This window comes from Pseudoalteromonas sp. B131b (genome assembly GCF_037162545.1).
GTDB classification, from domain to species: domain Bacteria; phylum Pseudomonadota; class Gammaproteobacteria; order Enterobacterales; family Alteromonadaceae; genus Pseudoalteromonas; species Pseudoalteromonas fuliginea.
Genome location: NZ_JARLUZ010000002.1, coordinates 535,026 through 558,177, shown reverse-complemented (window position 1 = coordinate 558,177; position 23,152 = coordinate 535,026). Strand labels below are relative to the sequence as shown.

The window sequence follows — 23,152 nt, the reverse complement described above, 5'->3', positions numbered from 1 at the left end:
GAGGTGTCTCAAAATAAACGCCGAACTTGTAGGTGCGAATTCACTTCGCGCTTGCCTTTCAATAAAATATAAGCGAGGTATAAAACCTCACCTACCTAAAAATAAAAGCCGAACTTGTAGGTGCGAATTTACTTCGCGTTTGCCTGCAAATAAAAATATAAGCGAGGTATAAAGCCTCACCTACATACATAAACGCCGAGCTTGTAGGTGCGAATTCACTTCGCGCTTGCCTTTCAATAAAATATAAGCGAGGTATAAAACCTCACCTACCTAAAAATAAAAGCCGAACTTGTAGGTGCGAATTTACTTCACGCTTGCCTGCAAATAAAAATATAAGCGAGGTATAAAACCCCACCTACCTAAAAATAAAAGCCGAACTTGTAGATGCGAATTTACTTCGCGCTTGCCTGCAAATAAAAATATAAGCGAGGTATAAAACCTCACCTACATACATAAACGCAGTGCCTGTAGGTGCGAATTTACTTCGCGCTCAAGTAACTTATCTATTACTTAGCGCTTTATAAAAGCACCTTAAAAATTAAGTAAATTAGCGGGAGAATATTGGTCGGTAAGCACTTTCGTATCAGCAGGCCAATCTTGACCGTCTTTTGTAAAATGCATAAATTCGCTAATTGCTTTTATATCAATGCCGTATTTAGCCAAGCGAGGCTCAAGTATTTTAACCTGTGCCTTTATTTGCTCGTTAGTTGGCGGCGCTTTAAGTCCGGCTAAAATAATACGGTTACTACGATTTTCACGGCTTACATTTATAAAGTCGCCAAATACAGCGTGGTAAGTTGCCGACTCATGCTCATAAAGCTTACTACTTGAAAATGTATTTGCAGCTATAACACCACCTTCGGCCAATACGCTTTGTACCTCTTCAAAAAACTCTTTAGTGAGTAAATGCTCCGGAATATAGTCGCCGTTAAAGGCATCTAAAATTATCCAATCGTACATTTGCTTTTTAATAGCGGCGCGTTTTATAAAAATACGGCCATCTTGCACGCTTGATGTCACTAAGTCGTTTTCTATAAAGTTAAAGTAATCGCGTGCAACTTTAGTTACAGCGGGATCTATTTCAACATTATGAATTTTTGCTGTGGGGTATAGTTCATGAATAACATTAGAAAGCGTACCGCCACCTAATCCTATAATAAGTACATTTTTAGGGTTATCGGCTACTAAAAGGCTGGCAAAAGTAAGTTTAGTGTAGTTAAAAACAAGTTTGTCAGGGTCATTTTTGTACATGCAGCTTTGGCTTGTTTGGCTACTTTTAGTATTAAATTTAAGACAACGTAAGTCGCTAGTGTCTTCAACAATAATATTGCGATAAAGCGAGCGCTCTTCATGAATAACCTTACTAAACGCAACCCCCGAAAACACGATTAACGGCAGTAGTAAATATTTAAGCATGAGCAAGCTCCTTGTTATTCACCAAGCTATTAACAACAATAGCCACTAAACCAAGTGACCCAAGCGTTAAAGCAAAAGCGCCAATAATTGTATTTACGTCAAACGCGAGCACAAAGTAAAAAGAGGTGATAATAGTACCCAGCGCACTGCCAAGCGTACTTACAAAGTATAAACGCCCCGCTACTTGACCACTTTTATCGCTATCGGTTACCAATAAACGTACTGAGTAGGGCGAAATCATACCTAAAATAACGGTTGGAATAAAAAATAATGCAGTTGAAGCTAACAGCGAACCATAACGGCTATCTTCAATATGCGTGAATATAAACTCCATTATTGGCTGCGAAAATAACGTAATAGGCACCACCATAATGCTGGCGACTAAAAATATTAAACCATATTTAGTAAGAGATGCATTTTTAGTACTTAGCTTACCGCCAAGTAAATAACCAAATGATAAGCTGAGCATAAACACCGTTATTATGCTGCCCCATATATGTACACTGCTCCCAAAAAAGGCGCAAGTATTCGCCCTCCTAAAAGCTCAATCCCCATAATGCAAAAACCACTGCAAAAGGCTAAAAAATAAATTAATGCGTTTGTTTTTAAAGTCATGTAATTATCGTTTTGTAACTTAATAGAGTTCCATACTAACGTGATGTAAACATGCCCGCTAGTGTAAAAATCACTCAAGGCAAACCTTTTAAAAGCAAATTAACCGTGTTTCATATTAGCGGTGCGCAACAGAGTAATTTAGTAATAACCTAAGTTTATCGTGGTGAAACACGCAGCGCAGGCAAAGGTGACTCGTAGTAGATGTTTTAGAGTAATCGTTACTTAATAAACAAAGTACGATCATGTTGAACTACCCAGCACTATGATCTTAAGCGATAACTAAACATTCAATGAGCTAACCTGCTTAATTGTTCAGGCTAGTAGCGGCTGTGTGTTTAAATAACCTAGTTGCTTATCAAACAAAATTTAGGTGTAATAACAACATAATAAACACTGAGCAATGCAGGGACAGCTCAGATACGACAGGCGCACCGATTAAATAGGCTTAATGTAGTTGATGTCACAAAAAGCCTTTCTTTAAATGTAAAGTTCATAGCATAAACAACACCAACTCAGACACACCGAGCAGGTGGCGCCTCAGTCCAATAAGCGACACTGCAACACAAACTCCGTGTCGCATAAATACTAAAATGTTATGTGTTACTACAAACTAAGGAGTATGAATGAGCTTCAAATCTTGGTTAAGCTATTCTGACTTTTCTGAAAATGCGTGCTCTAAGCTGCGCTACATTTTAGATAATGAGTCGAGTGAATTTCTAAATTCAATTAATGACACTTGTAGTGACAGGGTTAAAACCTTAAAAGTTGGTTCTGTGGTGTGGCGCGCACAAACTGAATGTGGTGAGGAGAAGGCTTCTGATAATGTAGAGCAAGAGTTCCATGTTGATAAGCGTATTCCTTTCCCATTCGAACGAATGAAGCCATTGACCAATAGCGCCTCTGAGGGGAGGGCGAACTCAAAAGGGATTCCTTGTTTATATGTAGCAGCAGATGCGGAAACTGCGATACACGAAGTGAGACCTTGGCCTGGATTAACCTTAACAATTGCCCAATTGCATTTGACAAAGGATGTGAAGTTGATTGATTTTTCGGAGACGGCTGATGCTGAACAGTACCCATATTTCTTCTTCGGCGAACCTTCTATTAATCAGAGGATTGACGCTGTGTGGGCTGCGATGGATATTGCTTTTTCTTGGCCTGTAACGGGATCTGATTCCAAATCAGAATATGTGCCGACGCAAATAATATCAGAGTTTATTAAATCGAAAGGGTATGACGGGATTATTTATAAAAGCTCTTTAACTAAAGGGCGTAATTATGTTCTTTTTAATTTAAATGATGCGGCTGTTGTTCAGTGTGACTTATTTGTAGTATCCAAGGCTAAATTTGACTTCGAGAAGTTGGATGGAAGCTCATCCTTGACAGCGGAGCGTGGTAACACCTAATCGGGTAGCCGGAGGTCTCTAACCTCCAGCGCCCATACCAACCATCATGCGCTTTTTATTGGCAGGAAGTGCAATGGGCGGTTCATCTCCCGTAATGAATAATCTATAATCAAGACACCCGTCTTAATTACCATTCTTATGTTCTTTTTATAAGGTAAGTGATTTGAAAAACAATAACATGCATAAGCTAGGGCGGGTTTATCTATCTATATTTTTAATAGTCTCTCTACTGTTATGTACTGTTGGTTATTTTTACAATAAAGCGTCGGCTCCACCGACTTCAGCAGAGCAAACTTCTAATTATTTAACTGTATTACCTCAAAAAACTCCTGAAAAAGCAGTCAATACTGACTTACTGACAAACAAAAAGGTGACTAACAGTGCCCTTTCATCAAGCGAAGGTAAGTATCAGCGAGTTATTATGACCAGACCACAATGGAAACTGCAAGGGGAGTTTAGGGAGCACTTTAAACGTTTACAAGCGGCAGCAAACGATGGTGATAACGAAGCAAAATATATCATCGCTACAAACTTAAGGTATTGTTTGTCGGCACCAATTGATGACTACGCTCTACAGGCTGAGTTAGAAGAGATCTCTCAGTACAGTGATGTCGGCGAAGCCGCTGATAGAAAAATAGAAAAGTTTGATTATTGTAAGGGCATTAATAGTATTGAGCGTCACCAATTTTATGCGTATTTAGAAGATGCAGCGAAAAATGGGTTTGTCGCCGCACAAGAGTCATTTGTTAATCTAACGGCTGAGTTTTTTATGAAGTCGCAAGGTTTTTCGACACTAAAACGCGCTGAGTTCATTAAAAAAAGAGATAATTTTAATAAACAAAAAATAGTATTTTTAGAATACGCTGCTCAACATGGTAGTGAAAAGGCATTAATCTCTTTATCTAATGTGTATTATTCACAGCAGCTTGGTGAAAAAAGTTTTGCAAAGTCTTACGCGCTAAACCGATTAATTATGGAAATCACCGATAATAATGATATTTATAACCGCTATGCGTGGTTTGAGCAGCGACAGTATCCGCAACTTAGCGAAAGTGAACTTGCCAGTGCAAATGAAATAATAGAGCAGTGGAGCGCAATCATAAATAAAAACGGCACCGTATACCCTCACGATTAGTAAAAATAAAAGCGCTATAGCTGAAACAAAAAGGCTGCAGTAATAAATACTGCGGCCTTTGTTTTTAGCTCAATGCTTTTAATAAGCGCCTGCGCTGTAAATTAGCTCGTAGCTGTGGCTGTAAATCTCAAGGATGTTACCAAACGGGTCTTCCATGTAGATCATGCGGTATGGCTTTTCGCCAGAGTAGTAATAACGTGGGGCTTGCATACGTTTTTTACCGCCAGCGGCTACAATACGCTCTGCTAAGCCTTCTACATCAGGGTCTTGAACACAGAAATGGAAGATGCCTGTTTTCCAGTATTCAAAGTTGTCTTTTGGGTTTTCTTGGTTTTTAAATTCAAAAATTTCTACACCAATACGATCGCCCGTTGAAAGGTGCGCTATTTTGAATTTTTCCCATTTTTCACCAAATACTTCGGTACACATTTCGCCAATGGGGCTTTTGTCTTCGGTTATTAAAGTGGGTTCCATAATGGTGTACCAACCCATAACCTTAGTGTAAAACTCAACGGCTTTTTCAACGTCGGGGACCGAAATACCAATGTGCGAAAAACTACGTGGGTATGTATGACTCATAATGCTTCCTCTTTAACGTGTGACTTATCTTGTGACTAGTTGATGGAGTTAGTTTACGAATCGACAAACATTAAGTAAAATTATCATTAATCATCATTTTGAGTACGTTTTGTAATGATAAATCCGACATGGTTAAACACATTTTGCACCTTGGTTGAGGTAAATCACTTTACTCAAACGGCTGAACGCTTATTTATGACGCAATCTGGTGTAAGCCAGCATATTAAAAAGCTAGAGCAACAAGTTGATTGTGCTTTACTTGAGCGCCACGGTAAGCAGTTTTCACTCACGCCACAGGGTCAAAACTTATATCAGCAGGGTAGCCAACTTATCAAAGACTGGCAGTTTTTAGAGCAGCAATTAAAAGATGATTCACCTTTTAGCGGAGCAGTAAAAATTCAATCGCCGGGCAGTTGTGGTTTAAAGTTTTACAATCAATTATTAGCACTGCAATGTGAGCATAAAGCACTAACTATTGATTACCGCTTTGCGCCAAATGTGAGTGTGGAGCAAGCTGTGGCAAATTACAGTGCCGATATTGGCTTTTTAACCCAAGCCCCTTCACTTAGCGAAGTGATCAGTTATAAAATTGATAAAGAAGCGCTATTACTTATTACACCAGCGGGTATAAATACACCGAATTGGCAAACACTGTGTGAGCTGGGTTTTATTGCTCATCCTGATGCAAACCATCATGCGCAACTACTACTTAGCGAAAACTACGATGAATTTGAACATATTGAGCAAATAAAGCAGACGGGGTTTTCCAACCAAATTAGCTTAATACTAGAGCCTGTAAGTTTAGGCTTAGGTTTTACGGTATTACCTGCCAATGCGGTAGGTGCTTTTAATAAGCCTGAGCTTATTAAAACGCACTATTTAGCCAATCCCGTTAATGAGACTATTTATGCATGTCACCATCGAAATAGGCCACTGGCAAAACGGATGAATACAGTGATTGAGTTAATTAAGTCAAGTTAAGGTAAATACCTTATTTTTGTCTTTCGTCGTATTGAGTATTAAGCTGAATACCTTTTTCATAGCGCTGATTCATCGCAGTATCTGAACGGTTAAAATAATATAACCACTTCATGTACTGATTAGTTAAAGCCTGTCGATAGAGTCCGTTAACTTGAAAGCGTATCGCAGAGGTTTCGCTAATAAACGGTAGACGCTTTGCTTTACATTTGAGTTTAAGCCGTAAACATAGCTCTGTATCTTCAAAAATATCTATTGGCGGCAACATACCTACGTCGAGTAGAAGTTGTTTTTTTGCAAATAAACAATGGTCTAAATAATACACTCCCCGTTTATCACCGCGAATATAATTAGAATACCAAGAGGTAAACTGAAGTAATGGATGGCGTATATTAAATTTATGGGTAAATGCCCCCCACGACATCTGATCTGCGTGTTTGTTTAACGCATTCAACCCTGCAATATCAATTATGCTACGAGGGTGATGAAGCACAATTGTGTCAGCATTTGCTTGCACAATACCCGCATTGAGCCGGCCTGCTCGTGATGCTATATCGGTTTTAATTAAGCACGCGCCCGCAGCATTAATTATATCGATGGTGTTATCGGTGCTTCCCCCATCCACACAAATTATTTCGCAGTTTTTTAAATGTTGATACGCCTTGAGGATCCGTTGTAAATACCCTGTTTTTTCTTCATTTAAAGTAGGAATAATAATACTTAACATACTTTTATAACCTCATAGTTCAGAATATTACTCATGAAAACTCACTTTAGCGAGCGAGAATAGATCATTAATTGTATGTAATAGAGCTTTACGTGCTGGGCGAGTATCTGACTGTAGATCAATAAATAATTTTTTAAGATCGCTGACATAATCAATATCGTAACCTGGTAAGCAATACTTCACCGATAATTTATTCTGCCTACACTGTTGTGATAATGATTGTGATAATTCATTCGTGCTCCAAGGTAAATGGGTTAATACTGGCCAAGCTACTTTGTTAGCCATAATGATGACGCCACCATCATCAGCGTGATGCAAAGCTACGTCATTACTTTGTAATGCACTAATCGTTGCCTCAAAATATTGATGGTTAAGTATTGGAGCATCAGTACCTATGAACACTAGTTGCTCATGCCCTTGTACTCGCAGCTGATTATCAACATAGTTTAATCTATCGCCTAAGTTACCTAATTGCCCAAGCGGTAATTGCGTTATTACGTGGGCATTACTTACTAAAGAATGCGCCCACTGAATATCGCTTTCGCTTGAACAAGCAATAACAACAGGCCCTTGCCAATTATTAGCATCTTCTATTGCGCATGCTAATAATGCATGTGCAATTTTAAGTGCGCATTGCGCATTCGAGCCTTCAGCAAGCCGCTGCTTACCTTGGTTGAGTTTAGGCCGTTTACAAAAAACAACTAACGTCGCTTGATTTATAACTAATCTAATTGTTTGTTTTGACGCTTTATTACTTTGGTTTATTTTATTCATTTTAATCACAGCTCACGTAGCACTAATAATTTTGTAATTCGCATTTATAACTAGGGCTTGTTTATCTTTCTAGGCTGAGTTTGCAGCCGTATATTTGGTTTTTAGGTAGGGCTGAGCCTATGTGGTGTTGTTATTTCCCGTAAAGAGGCAATAACGCAACATCAATGCCAAGCATGTACTGCCCTTAGGTAGTCCTAAAGACGACTTACTCTTTGTTGCTCGGTTATTACTTAGCCCACACTTACTCATACTCACTACCTTTAAGCTGCGCTGTATTTTTAACACTGGATTGGCGAATAAATAACGTTGCAATCATGGATAAAATACCGATACCAGCTTTAATTGAGCCCATTACTGTGCCGCTAATTTTTGATTGTCCTATTCGCACTTTAGAGTCAACAGCGTATTCGCTCACTTGCATACCAAGAATGATCGCTTTAACCTGCATTTCTACAGTCCAGCCAAACGAGGTATCAGCCATATTTAAAGTGTGCAGCGACGAGAAGCGAATGGCCCTAAATGGTCCTAAATCAGTTATTTTTTGCTGCCAAAATAGTGTTATTAAGTGGCTAGATAGCCAGTTACCAAAGAGTTGTGGTTTAGTTAAAGCTCCATTTTCAATGGTGCCTAAGGTTCTTGATCCAATAGCAAGATCGTCACCATTAACAATCCCATTTAGTAATGAAAGGGCTTGATCTACAAAGCAAGAATCATCACCATCTACAAAAAGTACAATATCGCATGAGGGAAGCTTAGCAATAGCGGTTAAGCAGGCAATACCATAACCAGGTGTACTTTGATGAACAACTTGAGCACCATTAGCGGTTGCTACTTTTGCAGTGTTGTCTGTGGAACCATTGTCACAAACAATAACGTTATCAATAACCGCCTGCTCATCAAACATTAAAGTAATCAAATTTCTGACCACAATGGAAATAGCTTGCTCTTCGTTAAGAGCAGGAATAACAACGGCAACTTTATGACCTTTATACATTTTTAATCTCAATAATGTTAACGCCGCCACGTGATTTTTCAGACATTTTCACAGGGCTAGCTGCGAGTGTATCTTTTTTGATAATGGCGGAAGTTTTTCGGTTTATTTCAGCAAAAGACAATGTGCCTGTTGGGCAGGTTTGTACACAGGCGGAGCAACGAACGCATTGTGGATCGGTCATTGGTTGGCCTTTACTTGCAAAAGCCATAACATCAATGCCTTGATGGCATACAGTTGTACATTGATTACAACTAATACATTTCGATTTTTCACTAACAATAGCAAAGCGACCAAAGCGACTGTATATATGCATTAATGCCGCTAATGGACAAGCAAACCGACACCATGTACGCCCTGAGTATTTAAAATAAAGGCCAAACCCTAAAATACCGGCTAATAAAATATCAACAACCCACTTATAACTAAATGCGTTTACTAATTGGTAGTCCTTGTTCTCGCCTTTTAAAAACAGATTAAACATATGGTTCATCCATGACTCAGGGTATATCCACCCTAAAACACGAATGACTAATAACACTGCCGCTATTAATAAAATGAACTGACCAAGCATATTTAGCTTATTCCACTTAGAACCGTGTGGCATTTTATGGCGTTGCTGATCTCCCATAGTTTCAGCCATAGCACCGCAAGAGCAAATCCAACTACAATAAGCGCCTTTGCCCCACTTCATCACAATAATTGGAATAATAACGAATGTTTGAATAGCCCCAATAACTAACCAAGCAACTTGGGGAGTGTCGGTAAATACGGTATACACACCTAATGGCCAAGCGAAGATAAAACTATATGCATGCCAATAAGCGCGTGGGTGTCCCCATTCAGGCCATGTATGCGTCGCAAGTTCTTGCGCTGAGATATAACTGGGAAACAACGCATCGGCAAAGCTTTTGCCTATTCCTGCATCAAATACACCGTTATAGCCAAGTAATGGTAAAATTATTTCTGGCAATAAAAATAATGGAAACAATTGAATCGCAAACAAAACTGACGTTTGTACTGTTACATAAGGTGTTTTGCGTCGTTTAATTCGTTGCCAACCAAAAATACCAATTAATAGGGTATAAAGAACGGTGTAGTAAAACGAACGACTTTTTAAAGAAACCGCTATTGTGCCAATTAAGGTACTGCGATCATTCACTTGCAACTGCCACCATTCGCCAAAGCCTGCAATTAAGGTTGGCATTTGATCGGGATAAGAAAAAGCACTCCAAAATGAATTAAAAAAACCATAGCCTTTCCAATCGTATAATGCAGTTAATGCGACTAAAAACAGGGCAAAGAAAGCCCAGCCAGACCATGTGCTTTCACCACTGATATTCATTTTTGAACGTCTGAAGAAATCTAACGGGGCTTCACGACCAGTCGCTAACAACACGCTATCGTTATCTAATATTTCATCTGTACCATCTTTATTTTTTAACTGCACAGACCGTGGTGAAATTTTACTGACTTGAGTCGCCATTTTAAGCGTCACTTTGTCATCTTTTACTAATTGAGTTACTTGTTCGACATTCTCTGGTTTTGCCCGGTTAAACTGAGTTTGTCGATAAGATAAAGTAACTTTAGCGCCTTCCTCTGCTGTTGCAATCGCAGCCTCTAATGCGCTATCACCTCCGCCAACGATTAATAGTTCTTTATCTTTATAGTATTGTGCGTCAATAAAACGATTTGCTACCTTTGGTAAATCTTCACCTTCAACATTTAATTTTCGATAACTTCCAGAGCGCCCAATAGCAACAATCACACGGTGAGCCACTAAGCTATCACCATTCTCTAAAGTAACACGTAGTTTGTTGCCCTCTTTATTTACATGGCTAACTTGCGCCAGTTTAGCTTCAATACTGTGGGCAGTAGTTTGCTCTTTAAGTTCGCTCAACAGGTTTTCTTTATGACTTACTTTATTTGAAAATTGTAATTCGCCTTCAGGCTTCATGTCAGTGGGGTAAGTATAAATAGGTTTATTATTAGGAAAATTTTCAATCGTTGAAAATGGTTTATTACCTTCTAACAACGTAACATTAAGCTGCTGTTTTTTACCTTCAATAGCGGCAGAATACCCACTAACACCACCACCAATAACAATAATATCTACAACATCAGCTGTTTGCGTACGGGTACTAAAAGTAGTATCAGCAATAATGGAGCGAATAGCTTTAGCGCCCGTATCGCTGGAGAATTTAAGTAAAGGAATACCCGTTAAATCACCAACAACATACACACCTTTAATATTGGTTGTGCCATCGGCATTCACTAATGGTTGCTTTTCTACAGTACGATCAGGCCATTGTCCGTGCAACCAGTGATAATAATTATTAATAATGTTCAATTTGTATATTCCAATATAAAGTTTTATGTTTATGAATTATCAATGTGATTCAGCTTTGAAGTCTTTTTGATGCCGTGATAAATCAGCCTCAATAACGTTAACGCGTATAAAACACCTAAAAGTACAACAGGCCAAAGCGCAGGTTGCCATTGTTGACAGCAAAGGAAATTACCGAGCACTTCGTATGTCATGGGCATAAGTAATAACCAAGTAAGTAAATAAATATTTGGGCGCAAGGCAAGCAAGGGAACTAACGGGAGTAAATACCAAGGAAAAAGCACAGGGCTTAACATAAGAGGTAAAGCCAAGGCTGCTTGCATACAAAAATAAATAGCCGATGTACTCATGTAGCGGGCTTTACTGTATCTAAAACTTGTATAAGCAATAAACAACACCGCAATAACTCCCATAACAAAAAGCGCTAAAACAACCTGAGAATTAGTTAATAGAGAATCAAGTGCAGTAAAAATAGGGGACGCATTACGCCATTTTTCAAAAACACACTAATACTGCCTACGGGTACGTACCCAAGCGCAATGGTAGTACCATAAATTAGCGCGACAGTCGTAACCCAGCTGAGCACCAACATTAGAGCGGGTTTTAATGATTTTTGTAAAAAATAATGGTAGTAATAACATAACGGGTAAAATTTTCAGCGACATACCAATACCAATAGCGATACCGCAATATAAAAGTAATTGTCGCTGCCAAAAATAAATTGCGACAGCAACTGCCAATGCAGAAAAAGCATCTATGTGTAACCCAACACCAGTTTCTAAAATCAGCAGTGGCGACAACGCAACAAGTGCTAAATTATTTAATTTGTTGGCCTTTTTTAATACTAAAGCCGACACGTACACCGTTAATAACCCTGCAAGTAATAGCAAAAACCGCCATACCAACTGTGCCTTTTCAACTCCAAATGATGATGAAAAAGTAAATAAAGCCAACGCTAATGGAGGATAAATAGTGACATAAGCTGCATGCTCTTTAGGTGGTTGCCACTGTTCTCGCAATTGTGTTAATTCAATCGCGTCATGGCTGATGCTATAAGGGTCGTAGCCTTCATATGCTATTCGCCCATCAAATAGGTAACGACTTGTGTCATTAGAGGTATAAGGCTCAACGTCAATCAATACAATACGCATTAGAAAAGCGGTGATTAGTAGCAGCTTATAATTTTTTAAATAACGTGATTTAGGAGATAAAGACCAAGCTACCAACATAAAAAATGCCATTAAACAATATTGAACAATGGTATAAACTCCAATACTGCTAACAGGAAATTCAGTATTGCTTTGCGACGTATTTGCTAAAAAATAACTCGAAAAACTCAGGGCAATTAAACTAGCTAAGCTTATAAAATAAAGCCAAGATTTACTTTTAGTTGTGAAACTTGGCTTAAACAATTGCAGGTTCATTTTAAGCGTGTCTAGATAGCTGATAATGACTATAAAAGCTATTAACTGCAGACATAACAAACCCAAGAGCTAACAACGATACAAATGGCAATATAAACCAATATTGGTAAATAACAGCCCACACTAAAACTACGACATAGATAGCTGCAACTAAAAATTCAAAAATGGCACCTTTAGGAGGTAAAGGTTTATAGTGCGGCTTATTTTTAAAGCCCTGCGAAGCTTGATTTTCACTTTTATAAGTATGTTCTGCTTTTTGTAGTTCACCTGTTTTAGGTGTGCGGACAAATTCACTTTCTTTGCCCATTAAAGCTTCAAAACCAGCCTTAGAATTATTAATTGCCAACTGTATACCTAACAATACTAAGTTAGGTAATTTTGCTAATGCACGTATTTTTGAGCGACCTAAAACTACTTGACCAAAATATAGGTATGCAATGTGTCCGCCTGAAGACATCAATAATAAGGCAATATCAATCCACCAAACGTTTATGTAATCATATTGCGCACGTAAATATAAGCTAGGTAATAAGAAAAATAATGTATCTAGCATCATGACTAAATAAGCTAGGTTATTTGATAAATGAAACGTTGATTCAAGTTTTTTAACAAGCGGTATTTTTGCTTTCCATACTGTTTTTAGCATTTTAAGCATGACTTGTACGCCACCTTTAGCCCAACGGTACTGCTGAGTTTTAAACGCATTCATATCAGCAGGCAGCTCACCTGGACATGTTATATGATTTAAATACTGCATTTTCCAACCAGCTAGTTGAGCTCTATAACTTAAATCTAAATCCTCAGTTAAAGTATCAGCACTCCAATGGCCTGCATCAATAATGGCTGAAGTACGCCAGATACCTGCAGTCCCATTAAAGTTAAAAAGCATATCACTCGCACAGCGCACATGCTGTTCTAACCCAAAATGAGCATCGAGCATTACAGCCTGTGTTTTTGTTAATAAGCTACTACGACGATTTAAATGCTCCCATCGCAACTGCACCATGGCAATATCAGTTTGAGTGAAAAAATGAATACTTTTTAATAATGTATCCGGAGTAGGTATAAAGTCAGCATCAAAGATAGCAATAAATTCACCATCGGCCGTTGTCATTGCCTCTTTTAATGCACCAGCTTTAAAACCATGACGATTGGTTCGCTGTACGTGCTCAATATTTATGCCTTGTAGCTTATAATGCGATACACGTTCAGCAATAACCTCACTTGTATCGTCATTAGAATCATCAACAATTTGTATTTGTAAACGATCAGCCGGATACTCCAATAATACAATTGAATCAACAATCCTTTTGGCAACTAACCTTTCATTATAAAGTGGAATTTGAACTGTTATCTTTGGTAATTTCTCAAACATTTTAGGTGATTGAGGTGTAAAATTTCGATATTTAAACCATCGAAATACCATAGACAAACGGTGCAAACCAAATAAAGATAAAATAGCTAATAATAAAAAATGAACAACAAGTACTAACGAACCAATTAACGACATAATTTAATAAACCTTAGTAATACCAAATTGAATATTATTACCTTGCAGGATATTGCTACCGTAAATTTCACGTGTAAAAGTAAGCTCAATACCAAAGCCAGCTAATGACGAGTTTTTATCAAAATTCCAACCTGTAGCCAGTTCAAATTTTCCTGAGTCAAACTCTAAAGGATTTGATAAATTTGCAGCATTGATTGAAGTTGACGAATCTGCATTTTCTGCACTTAGTATTCCGTCAAGTTTGGCACGCATATAAATGTTTTTATTAACGTTAAAACCATACTCAAGCAAGTATCTGTATTCGTCAGAAGGCTCTGCGGTACGAACCCGATAACCAACTTCAGCCCCAATATAACCAAACTTATCCAGCCCTTTGCCTAACAATATTTTGGCTTCGTAGTCTTCTTGGTTATTTCCTAACCCATCATCCTCATCATATAAAAAGGGGTTTTAACTAAAAAGAAGTAGATAGAACAAAAGGTTCTGCCTGCCATTGATATCGAATACCAACCTCGGTATCACCAAAACCGCTGGCGCTACTTGTGCCCGTTACAGAATCTTCTTGTTCATAGCTTTGATGTAATAATGAGCCATAAATAGAGAAGTTATTCCCTAAACCATGCTCCAAGTAAAGTGATGTATTTTGCCCTTCAAAACGCTCAAAGGTTGGGTTGTTTCCACGATATTTGCTCGACGTATAATCAGCGTAACCTAACTTAATATAACCACTTCCTTCTTCACCAACCCATGCCCCAGCCGACACGTTAACTGACGCTAAGCTGATAGATAGAGCGATGGCTGAAAAAGATATTCCCTTTAACATGTAACTTTTTTCATTGTGATCTTTTTTAAATTTCATTTTTATTTTCCACTAATTTATTAAATTTAAATTTTGAAGTAATTAACTAAATTTTTATCGTGATTTTCAATTAGCATGTTTTATTTCGCTTTAAGTTTAAAAAACCAGACGTTTATAAAATAAATAATGCTTATTTATGAAAAAATCAAAAACTGATAATTTTTTTAATTAATCTAAACCTGTTGATATCAAGTGATGCTGTTGCTCTAAGCTAAAACCTAAAGTTTGTTATTTAATTTAGGAACATTATGGAAGGTAAGTTTCGCAACTGTGTCACGAATTAATCACAAAATTATCACATTTTATCAATAGGGAATGAGCGCTCTGATATAAGCTCTAATTCAGATGAAATAGGGCATTAATTGCGCTTATTAATACAGAGATTAAGTTAAGAGGGTAGGGGTAAAAAACTAGACTAGTAAATAAACACTTGCTAAAGAATATAGCATTAATAGTGGTTCAAACGTAAACCCCCTTTACACCTAAAATGCACAAACACCAAAGGTATAAAGGGTATGATTAAAATTAGTTAACGCTTTCTAATTTTACTTTTAAATCGAGTAAATCGGTTGCGATTGTATTTGGCTGTATTTCCCAAGGATCGAAAATAGACTCCTCAGATCGTTGAATCCACGCTGCACGCATACCATGTGATATAGCACCGGTTACATCAAACGGGTTACTTGATACAAGCCATGTGTTTGCGCCAGTTGAATTGGTTTCGCGTAAAAAGTGACTATAAACCTCAGGGTTTGGTTTAAAGGTTTTAACGTCGTCGGCACTTACTACCCTTTCAAAAAGCTCACTAATGCCAGCGGTTTCTAATAAGGTATGAACTGCGTCGGCAGCCCCATTTGAAAATGCAAACAAACGGTAATCCTTCGCTTTTAATTGCTCAAGGCCTGCTTTTACATCATCGAACGCAGGAAGCGTTTTATAAAGCTCTAGCAGTTGCTCTTTTTGATCTTCACTTAGCTCGGTTTTGTGCGCTAAGCAGGCGTAATCGAGTGCGTGTTTTGTACATAGCGAAAAGGGAATATAATTTTGCATTAATCCACGTCTAAATGAATACTCTAATTGCTTTTCGCGCCATGTATTTGAAAATGCCTGGGCGTTATCGCCAATCATATCGTCGAGTAGGGACAGTACGCCGTGAGTGTTTATTAGCGTACCGTATACGTCAAACGCAAGTGTAGTTGCCATGTTTGCTCCGCAATAAAATAAATTAAGTTGGTTTTAGAGTACTTGCTTACAGCTTAACTTAATTTGAACGAACGCTCAATTTAATAAAACTTGTATGCATCAAGCGCTAAAATATCCATTTCGATGTCTTCATGTATTTTTTCAACTTGACCGTCACCACTACCAAGCGCTGCAAAAAGAGGTAAAAAGTGCTCTGCAGTAGGGTGGTTAAATAAAGCATTGGGTGCTTCATCTAAATAGTTAAGTAACGCTTGGGTGTTTTGCGTTATTAACTTTTGCTCAACCCAATGGGTAAACTCATTAACCATTTGAACACGGTTAGGTGTAGGAGGGCTTTTAAATATTTCACGTAGATTGTGACTAATACCACCTGAGCCAATAATTAATACGTTATCGCTGCGCAGTGGTGCAAGTAACTGTCCGTATTTATACATCGCTTTAGTGCCAAGACGTGTATTAATAGATACCTGAACTATAGGAATATTAGCTGCTGGGTACATTAAGCGCAACGGGATCCACACACCATGATCCCAACCTTGCTTGGCACTTTGCACGGCTGTAATACCCGCCTTGTAAAAGTACTCACAAATAGTATTAGCGAGCTTAGGGTCCCCCGGTGCTGGGTATTGAATTTCATACAGGGCCTTAGGAAAGTTATAAAAGTCGTGACTAGTCTGCGGCGCATCTCCCGATGTAATAACTATATCGTGCGCTTCATCAAAGTGGGCAGAAAACACCACAATAGCTCGTGGTTTACTAAGCGTTTGACCTAATGATGCAAGAAAATCTGACGTAGCCGATTGCTGTACAGCCATCATTGGCGAACCGTGAGATATAAATAAAGCGGGCTGAGTCATGCTAAAACCTTAAACAAATAGATGTGTTATTAAGCACTATATTAGTTTTTATTTTGACGATAAATATGGTATTTATTTATACATTATCAATAAAGTATTGTTAAAGATGGATAAACTCACCACCATGAAAACCTTTTTGGCCGTTGTGCAAGAAGGATCGTTTTCAAAAGCGGCCGATAAGCTCGATATTTCCCCGCAGTTAGTCAGCAAATATATTTCTGCGCTGGAAGATAATCTACACACGCGTTTATTACACCGTACAACGCGAAAAGTAAGTGTAACAGAGGCTGGGAATCAATATTATCAGCGTTGTCAGCAGGTGATTATTGATATTGAAGATATGGAAAACTCACTCAATAACTTAAGCGAGAATGTCTCGGGAGTGCTTAGTATTAGTGCGCCTATGTCATTTGGTACTAAGCATTTAGCAGGTTTGCTGGTTGATTTTCAAAAGCAGTATCCAAATTTAAAGTTAGACTTACGGCTCACAGATCAATATGTAGACATAGTAGAGCAAGGTATTGATATTGCGCTGCGCATTGGCGTATTAAAAAATTCAACGCTCATAGCTAAAAAAATTGCCCCTATACACCTAGCGGTATTTGCGTCACCCGATTATTTGAAACTCCATGGCACGCCACAAACGCTTTTAGATTTACAGTCGCATAATTATTTACGCTATTCCCTTAGCGAGCCCACAAAACGCCTATTTGGAGTTAATGAGCTAAAAAGCGAGCTAAAGCTTGAAAGTAACTTTGTGGCTAACAATGGTGACTTACTACTAAATACAGCCATTGCGGGAGGTGGTATTGCTATGCAGCCCACATTTATTGCAGGCGAAGCGCTGGCTCAAGGTAAAGTAGTGCGCATTTTACAAGACTATGAACCCGACCCAATGGGACTGTACATGGTGTATGCTAATAGACAGTTTTTACCGAGCAAAGTGCGTGCTTTTGTTGATTTTGCGAGCGACTTTTATGGCGATACCCCATACTGGGACTTAGGGGAGTGATATGTCGATTACAAACAGTTGTATAAGTAGTTTTACTTGGGCCTGTTATTTTTTATGCCACTGATATTCCATTTGTTTTGCTGTTAAGCAAGCAAATTCATCAGTACTGCACAATGCTACTAATTGCAGGCTCATATCTATGCCAGCCGAGATCCCCCCTGATGTGATAAATTGATTATGCTGCACCCAACGTTTATCACTAATTACATTTAAATCAGGAAATAATAACGCCAATTCATTTTGATCTTCCCAATGCGTTGTTACATTTAAGCCATGTAATAAATCGGCTTTTGCGAGCAAAAACGCGCCCGTACATACAGACGCAACACGAGTAGCTGTTTTTGCACTTTTACTGATCCAATCAATCACCTGCTTTTTATTAAATTCGGCGGTGTGATCACCACCTACCACAATTAATAAATCAATATGAGGGTGATCTAAAAAGTTGTAATGGGGGTTTACACTAAAACCTCCGCGCGCTATTACAGGCTTACTTTGCTCTGCAATAAAAAATACATTCCAGTTATTTTCAGCTAAACGCTTAGCGGTACTGAAAACTTCAAAAGGGCCAGAAAAGTCGAGTACTTCTGCGTTATCATAAATATAAATGCCTATATTCATTTAGGTCTCAAAAAGCTCAAATTAATATGAAGCTTTACCTTAGCCTATAAAATCATCATTGGTGTATTATTTTAATTTAAGAAACCCTACTTAGCCTCAACATTAAGCTCATGAGCAAAGCGTTTACGGTAACGCCTAGTTAATTTAACCGAACGTAGTTGGTCGCCAATTAAAGTAAATATTGGTGAGGCATTTATTTTTACGGGTTTGCCTTGGCCTATACGGCGTATTTGTCTTTTAACCAGTGCCATAGTGGCAAGTCCTGCGAGGGTTTTATCTTGCCAAGTAACATTGGGTAACACGGCTAATTGCAGTGGCTCATTTTGCCATTTGTTTGGTAAATTTGGTTGGTATGCAAGCGCAGTGGCAATACCCACGAGGGCAACGCCACTTTCAATCACGTTGTTGGCAATAGATAAGCGACTAATACCGCCTGTAGTCATTATTGGGACTGATGAGCGTTGGCTAATCGCTTTTGCAAACTCTAAAAAATACGCTTCGCGGGCAAGTGTGCGCTGATCACCTGTTTTTCCTTGCATGGCAGGTGCTTCGTAACTACCACCCGAAAGCTCTACAAAATCAACATTGAGTTTATTCAATAAGTCCACTACAACTTGCGCGTCACTGGGTTCAAACCCACCTCGTTGAAAATCAGCAGAGTTTAACTTTACCGAAACCGAAAAGGTAAGTGAGCAAGTAGCTTTAATACTGCGGGTTATTTCGAGAAGTAAGCGAGCTCTATTTTGTAAACTCCCTCCCCATTTATCGTCGCGCTTATTGGTTAGTGGCGATAAAAACTGAGCCAGTAAATAACCATGCGCTGCATGTATTTGTACGCCATTAAAACCTGCTTTTTCAGCTTGCTGCGCAGTTTGTGTAAAGCGGGTAATAACATCGTCAATATCAGTTTTCGTCATCGCTTTTGGTACGCCAAACAAGTGCGAGTGCTTACCCATATTAAGTGCAACACTTGACGCTGATAGAGCCTTTCCACCCATTTTTTTAAATACTTGCCTACCAGGGTGATTAATTTGCATCACCACTTTGCAATTATTTTGCTGCGATAAACGAGCAAGCTCTGCAAAGGCAGTAATATCGGTACTTTTTTCAAGCACAAGGCCGCCTGGGCCTGTCATCGCTAAATGATCAATCATTACATTGCCAGTAATAATTAGCCCTGCTCCCCCTCTGCCCATGCGCTATAAGCATTTTTGAGTATTTGGGAGGGCGTTTGATCCTCTTGCGCAAGGTTTTCTTCCATAGCGGCTTTGGCAATACGGTTTTTTAATACTAAACCACTTGGCAAGGTAAAAGGGGTAAATACAGGGTTACGCATAGTTATGGGCTAATTAAATTGACATTAAAGCGACTATAACCTTAAAGTTAGCTTGAAGGTCAACCTACTAAGTTTATGTAAAGTGGAGTTATTATTAGTTATGAAAATAGGCGAACTTGCAAAACTTACCAACATACCCGCCAGTACTATTCGCTTTTACGAAAGCAAAGGGTTATTAACACCAACCACTCGCAGTGCTAATGGTTATAGGCTGTACACCCAACAAAACTTAGAAAAATTGCAGTTAATTAAATTTTCACAAAGCTTGGGGTTTTCACTCAACGAAATACCTTTATTACGTAACGAAAACGACGAGCTAAACCACACAGTAATAATTGAACGTTTAGAAAAAAACAAAAAGAAGCTGACATTTTGATTGAGCAAATGCAGAAAAAGTCACAACGTATTGGCAGTTTAACTACGTTACTCAACTCTTATTGGGATAAAGGCGAATGCCTGCCAGAAGGCAAATTGAATGAATTACTAAAAGTGATAGATTACGAATAAATTAATACAGCTTACTAAAATAAGCTGTATTTTATATTACTTAAGCTTTTTAATGCCAATTAATACACAGATGGCACCGCCAATAATACCCGCCCATGCTTCTATTGATGTATCACCACTGAATGCACGGCTTAACTGCGAAGCCGCCGCATCATACACGTCATATCCCCACATAATTAAAGCGATACCTATAACGATTAAAACAATACCTATAATCTTATTACTCATAAACACCTCTAATCTCTAACGTACATTATTTAATAATATTTTCTTAAGTGTGCTTTAAAACTTAAGGTAAGTTTTTATTTTAAGTCAAAACACTTAAAATAATTTAATCGAGCTCTAGCTGCGCACGTTCAACGCTCTCACTAGGTAACTCTTTTTGTACCGATACACCAAGCTCTTTAAACTCTGATGCTTGTTTAATTAAATTACCTTTACCACGGTATAATTGCGAGAACGCTTTGTCATAACTTTCTTTCGCTTTATCAAGCTGCTTACCTACGCCTTCCATACTCAATAAAAAACCATTGAGCTTGTTATAAAAACGCTCAGCTCGATTTGCCAACTCTTTTGAATATTTGGTTTGCTCTTCAAAACGCCAAAGCTGTTTAACAATATTTAAACTAGTCAGCAGGGTAGTGGGGGTGGCTACTAATATATTTTTTTCGATTGCTTGTTGGTAAATATCACTTTGATATTTAAGCGCTTCAACAAAAGCTGATTCTATTGGTACAAACATAACCACCACTTCTGGCGAGTTAATACCAGGCAAACGGTCGTAAGATTTACTCGCAAGCTCATTAATACGTGCTGTAACCGCATTTACATGCTCTTTAATCGCTTGATTAGCATCTAACTCATTTTCAGCATTCACGTACCGTGTATAAGCATTTAATGATGTTTTAGCATCAATAACTAAGTGGCGGCCTTGTGGTAAGTACACAACTACATCAGGGCGTAAGCGGCCATCTTCAGTGTTAAACGACACTTCGCGCTTGTAATCAACACCTGCGCGTAAGCCTGCGCTATCTAACACGTTTTCGAGCATGAGTTCCCCCAATTACCTTGGGTCTTCTTTTGCCCTTGTAGCGCGTTACTGAGCTTATCGGCTTGATCTGTTATAGCTTGGCTTTTGGCTTGTAAATGCAGTAGCTCAGTTTTTAGCGCGGTCCGTTGCTTTATATCTTCAACGTGTATTGATTCCATTTTTTCTCTAAAACCTTTTAGCTCGCCTTGAACTGGTTTTAATAATTGCTCAATGCTTTCTTGATTTAAGGTTTTAAAGCTTTGTGATTTTTCTTCTAGAATTTTATTGGCTAGATTTTCAAACTCTTTTTTGAGCATATTTTTACTTTGCTCAATTTGCGCGAGTTGCTCGCTAAAGCTTTGCTGTTTCTGCTCAAGGGTGGTGCGCATATTATTATACTCAACATCGCGTTGATTATATTGCTCACGAAGCATTGTAAGCTCGTCTTCGGCTTTGCGCCAAAAATGGTTGTATTGAATGCTTTGTTTTTCTTGTTCGCTAAAACGCGTTTTAAAATGCTGCGCCTCATCGCGCTGCTCTTGGTGAGTATGTTCGAGTAGTTCGTGATCCTCAAGTAAAATGCTGTATTGTAGCTCTTTATTATCAAACTGATTTTGTAAGAGTGAAAGCTGTTGTTGTTGTTCGCTTATTTTTAGGTGTAGCTTTTTGCGAAGCTGCGCAGATATAACACCATAAAATACAATACCTAAAATAGCACCAGCGCTTGCACTTAACCAATCGATATTAGTGAGTATTTGAGTGAGCATAAAAATAAACTTATAAAATTTAGAGACATGCCATCATAACCAATAACAAGCAATAGAAGTAGAGGAGCAAAGAAATTACAGGCATAAAAAAACCAGCTCAAATAAGCTGGCTAAATATTACTAAATTAAGTAATCAAAGGGAAAATCAACATGTACCCGAGCAAGCTGCAACTTAAATACGCATTTGCCAAAATAAATTACATTATTTGGCTAAGTTGTATAACAACAGGTATTACAGTAGACCGGTAAATGAAGTAATTAATTCAAAAATAATTTAATAACTTTAAGTGATACCAATCAGCATAAGTATTCGAACAACTGAACGAATTAAATCACTTCATACCAAAGCAGATTGGTACAAATTCGTTTATCTGAGTAGTGGTTGATTGGAATTGGCAAATTTTAGGCATAAAAAAGCCAATTCAAAATGAAGTGGCTTAATTATTACTAAAATTAGTAATTAAATAGGGGGAATCAACATGAAAACTTGTATTAACTGCAATTAATCAACAAGCATAATAGTAGACGCCTCTTTATTAATTAAGTTCAGTAAAAACTCAAAAAATTTAAATAATATTTAAATGATGAATTTTGACCATAAAAAAAGCCAGTTCAAAATGAAGTGGCTTAATTATTACTAAAATTAGTAATTAAATAGGGGGAATCAACATGAAAACTTGTATTAACTGCAATTAATCAACAAGCATAATAGTAGACGCCTGTTTTTAAATTAAGTTCATAAAAAAATAAAAAATTTTAAAATAAGTGCTAGCGCTATATTTTAGACATAAAAAAAGCCAACTCAAAATGGGCTGGCTCAATCATTACTAAAATTAGTAATCAAATAGGGGAAATCAACATAAAACTTGTATTAACTGCAATTAATCAACAAGCTTAATAGTAGACGCCTGTTTTTAAATTAAGTTCATAAAAAAATAAAAAATTTTAAAATAACTGCTTAACACTATATTTTAGACATAAAAAAAGCCAACTCAAAATGGGCTGGCTCAATCATTACTAAAATTAGTAACTAAATAGGGAAATCAACATTATCGCTT

19 protein-coding genes and 4 pseudogenes are annotated in these 23,152 nt (G+C 37.9%); 5 read left to right on the top strand and 18 right to left on the bottom strand.

Annotated features, from left to right (window positions below):
• Positions 1–531: 531 nt before the first annotated feature.
• Both P4S65_RS20455 and P4S65_RS20450 read right to left on the bottom strand, forming a co-directional pair.
• On the bottom strand, positions 532–1,416 hold the full coding sequence (locus P4S65_RS20455; RefSeq protein ID WP_008136882.1) for a spermidine synthase: 885 nt from the start codon (positions 1,414–1,416) through the stop codon (positions 532–534).
• A pseudogene (locus P4S65_RS20450) lies at positions 1,409–2,031 on the bottom strand (fused MFS/spermidine synthase). Before P4S65_RS20450 ends, P4S65_RS20455 begins: the two are co-directional and overlap by 8 nt.
• Positions 2,032–2,654: 623 nt before the next feature.
• On the opposite strand from P4S65_RS20450, the gene P4S65_RS20445 reads away from it, so the two are divergent.
• Together P4S65_RS20445 and P4S65_RS20440 are read left to right on the top strand one after the other, a co-directional pair.
• Entirely contained in the window at positions 2,655–3,437 is a 783-nt protein-coding gene (locus P4S65_RS20445) for an RES family NAD+ phosphorylase (RefSeq protein ID WP_337121063.1), read from the top strand.
• A 163-nt stretch (positions 3,438–3,600) separates the two neighbouring features.
• Entirely contained in the window at positions 3,601–4,572 is a 972-nt protein-coding gene (locus P4S65_RS20440; RefSeq protein ID WP_096794169.1) for a hypothetical protein, read from the top strand.
• A 78-nt stretch (positions 4,573–4,650) separates the two neighbouring features.
• On the opposite strand, the gene P4S65_RS20435 is transcribed toward P4S65_RS20440, so the two are convergent.
• The gene (locus P4S65_RS20435) at positions 4,651–5,151 is read right to left on the bottom strand and encodes a lactoylglutathione lyase family protein (RefSeq protein WP_337121062.1); all 501 of its coding nucleotides are present in this window, start codon (positions 5,149–5,151) and stop codon (positions 4,651–4,653) included.
• Between the two features lie 114 nt (positions 5,152–5,265).
• On the opposite strand from P4S65_RS20435, the gene P4S65_RS20430 reads away from it, so the two are divergent.
• Positions 5,266–6,132, top strand: coding sequence for a LysR family transcriptional regulator (locus P4S65_RS20430; RefSeq protein WP_337121061.1), 867 nt, complete (start codon positions 5,266–5,268; stop codon positions 6,130–6,132).
• 10 nt (positions 6,133–6,142) lie between these two features.
• On the opposite strand, the gene P4S65_RS20425 is transcribed toward P4S65_RS20430, so the two are convergent.
• The 11 genes from P4S65_RS20425 to P4S65_RS20375 form a co-directional block, all read right to left on the bottom strand.
• Positions 6,143–6,856, bottom strand: coding sequence for a glycosyltransferase (locus P4S65_RS20425; protein WP_337121060.1), 714 nt, complete (start codon positions 6,854–6,856; stop codon positions 6,143–6,145).
• Positions 6,857–6,883: 27 nt separating this feature from the next.
• Entirely contained in the window at positions 6,884–7,630 is a 747-nt protein-coding gene (locus P4S65_RS20420; protein WP_096794167.1) for a TIGR04282 family arsenosugar biosynthesis glycosyltransferase, read from the bottom strand.
• 241 nt (positions 7,631–7,871) lie between these two features.
• On the bottom strand, positions 7,872–8,624 hold the full coding sequence (locus P4S65_RS20415) for a glycosyltransferase family 2 protein (RefSeq protein ID WP_007378780.1): 753 nt from the start codon (positions 8,622–8,624) through the stop codon (positions 7,872–7,874).
• On the bottom strand, positions 8,617–10,971 hold the full coding sequence (locus P4S65_RS20410; protein WP_337121059.1) for an NAD(P)-binding domain-containing protein: 2,355 nt from the start codon (positions 10,969–10,971) through the stop codon (positions 8,617–8,619). The genes P4S65_RS20415 and P4S65_RS20410 overlap by 8 nt, the downstream gene beginning before the upstream one ends.
• A gap of 29 nt (positions 10,972–11,000) precedes the next feature.
• Complete coding sequence (locus P4S65_RS20405; protein ID WP_337121058.1) at positions 11,001–11,381, bottom strand: hypothetical protein; 381 nt, start codon at positions 11,379–11,381, stop codon at positions 11,001–11,003.
• 93 nt (positions 11,382–11,474) lie between these two features.
• On the bottom strand, positions 11,475–12,380 hold the full coding sequence (locus P4S65_RS20400) for a glycosyltransferase 87 family protein (RefSeq protein ID WP_337121057.1): 906 nt from the start codon (positions 12,378–12,380) through the stop codon (positions 11,475–11,477).
• 13 nt (positions 12,381–12,393) lie between these two features.
• Positions 12,394–13,902 (bottom strand): glycosyltransferase, encoded by a 1,509-nt coding sequence (locus P4S65_RS20395; protein WP_007378777.1) that lies wholly within the window; start codon positions 13,900–13,902, stop codon positions 12,394–12,396.
• 3 nt (positions 13,903–13,905) lie between these two features.
• Entirely contained in the window at positions 13,906–14,286 is a 381-nt protein-coding gene (locus P4S65_RS20390) for a hypothetical protein (protein ID WP_337121056.1), read from the bottom strand.
• Between the two features lie 70 nt (positions 14,287–14,356).
• Complete coding sequence (locus P4S65_RS20385; protein ID WP_337121055.1) at positions 14,357–14,761, bottom strand: hypothetical protein; 405 nt, start codon at positions 14,759–14,761, stop codon at positions 14,357–14,359.
• 525 nt (positions 14,762–15,286) lie between these two features.
• Positions 15,287–15,964, bottom strand: a complete 678-nt coding sequence (locus P4S65_RS20380; RefSeq protein WP_337121054.1) for a haloacid dehalogenase type II — start codon at positions 15,962–15,964, stop codon at positions 15,287–15,289.
• An 80-nt stretch (positions 15,965–16,044) separates the two neighbouring features.
• Complete coding sequence (locus P4S65_RS20375; RefSeq protein ID WP_337121053.1) at positions 16,045–16,821, bottom strand: DODA-type extradiol aromatic ring-opening family dioxygenase; 777 nt, start codon at positions 16,819–16,821, stop codon at positions 16,045–16,047.
• Positions 16,822–16,927: 106 nt separating this feature from the next.
• Here P4S65_RS20375 and P4S65_RS20370 point away from each other — a divergent pair, with 106 nt between their 5' ends.
• Positions 16,928–17,833 (top strand): LysR family transcriptional regulator, encoded by a 906-nt coding sequence (locus P4S65_RS20370; protein WP_337121052.1) that lies wholly within the window; start codon positions 16,928–16,930, stop codon positions 17,831–17,833.
• A gap of 45 nt (positions 17,834–17,878) precedes the next feature.
• On the opposite strand, the gene P4S65_RS20365 is transcribed toward P4S65_RS20370, so the two are convergent.
• Both P4S65_RS20365 and P4S65_RS20360 read right to left on the bottom strand, forming a co-directional pair.
• On the bottom strand, positions 17,879–18,454 hold the full coding sequence (locus P4S65_RS20365) for a DJ-1/PfpI family protein (RefSeq protein ID WP_033030093.1): 576 nt from the start codon (positions 18,452–18,454) through the stop codon (positions 17,879–17,881).
• Positions 18,455–18,540: 86 nt separating this feature from the next.
• Positions 18,541–19,790 (bottom strand): annotated as a pseudogene (locus P4S65_RS20360) (NADH:flavin oxidoreductase/NADH oxidase family protein).
• A 100-nt stretch (positions 19,791–19,890) separates the two neighbouring features.
• Here P4S65_RS20360 and P4S65_RS20355 point away from each other — a divergent pair.
• Positions 19,891–20,297: pseudogene (locus P4S65_RS20355) on the top strand (MerR family transcriptional regulator).
• 36 nt (positions 20,298–20,333) lie between these two features.
• Here P4S65_RS20355 and P4S65_RS20350 read toward each other — a convergent pair.
• Both P4S65_RS20350 and rmuC read right to left on the bottom strand, forming a co-directional pair.
• Positions 20,334–20,525, bottom strand: a complete 192-nt coding sequence (locus P4S65_RS20350; protein ID WP_337121051.1) for a DUF3185 family protein — start codon at positions 20,523–20,525, stop codon at positions 20,334–20,336.
• Between the two features lie 103 nt (positions 20,526–20,628).
• Positions 20,629–22,094 (bottom strand): annotated as a pseudogene (gene rmuC / locus P4S65_RS20345) (DNA recombination protein RmuC).
• Between the last annotated feature and the right edge of the window lie 1,058 nt (positions 22,095–23,152).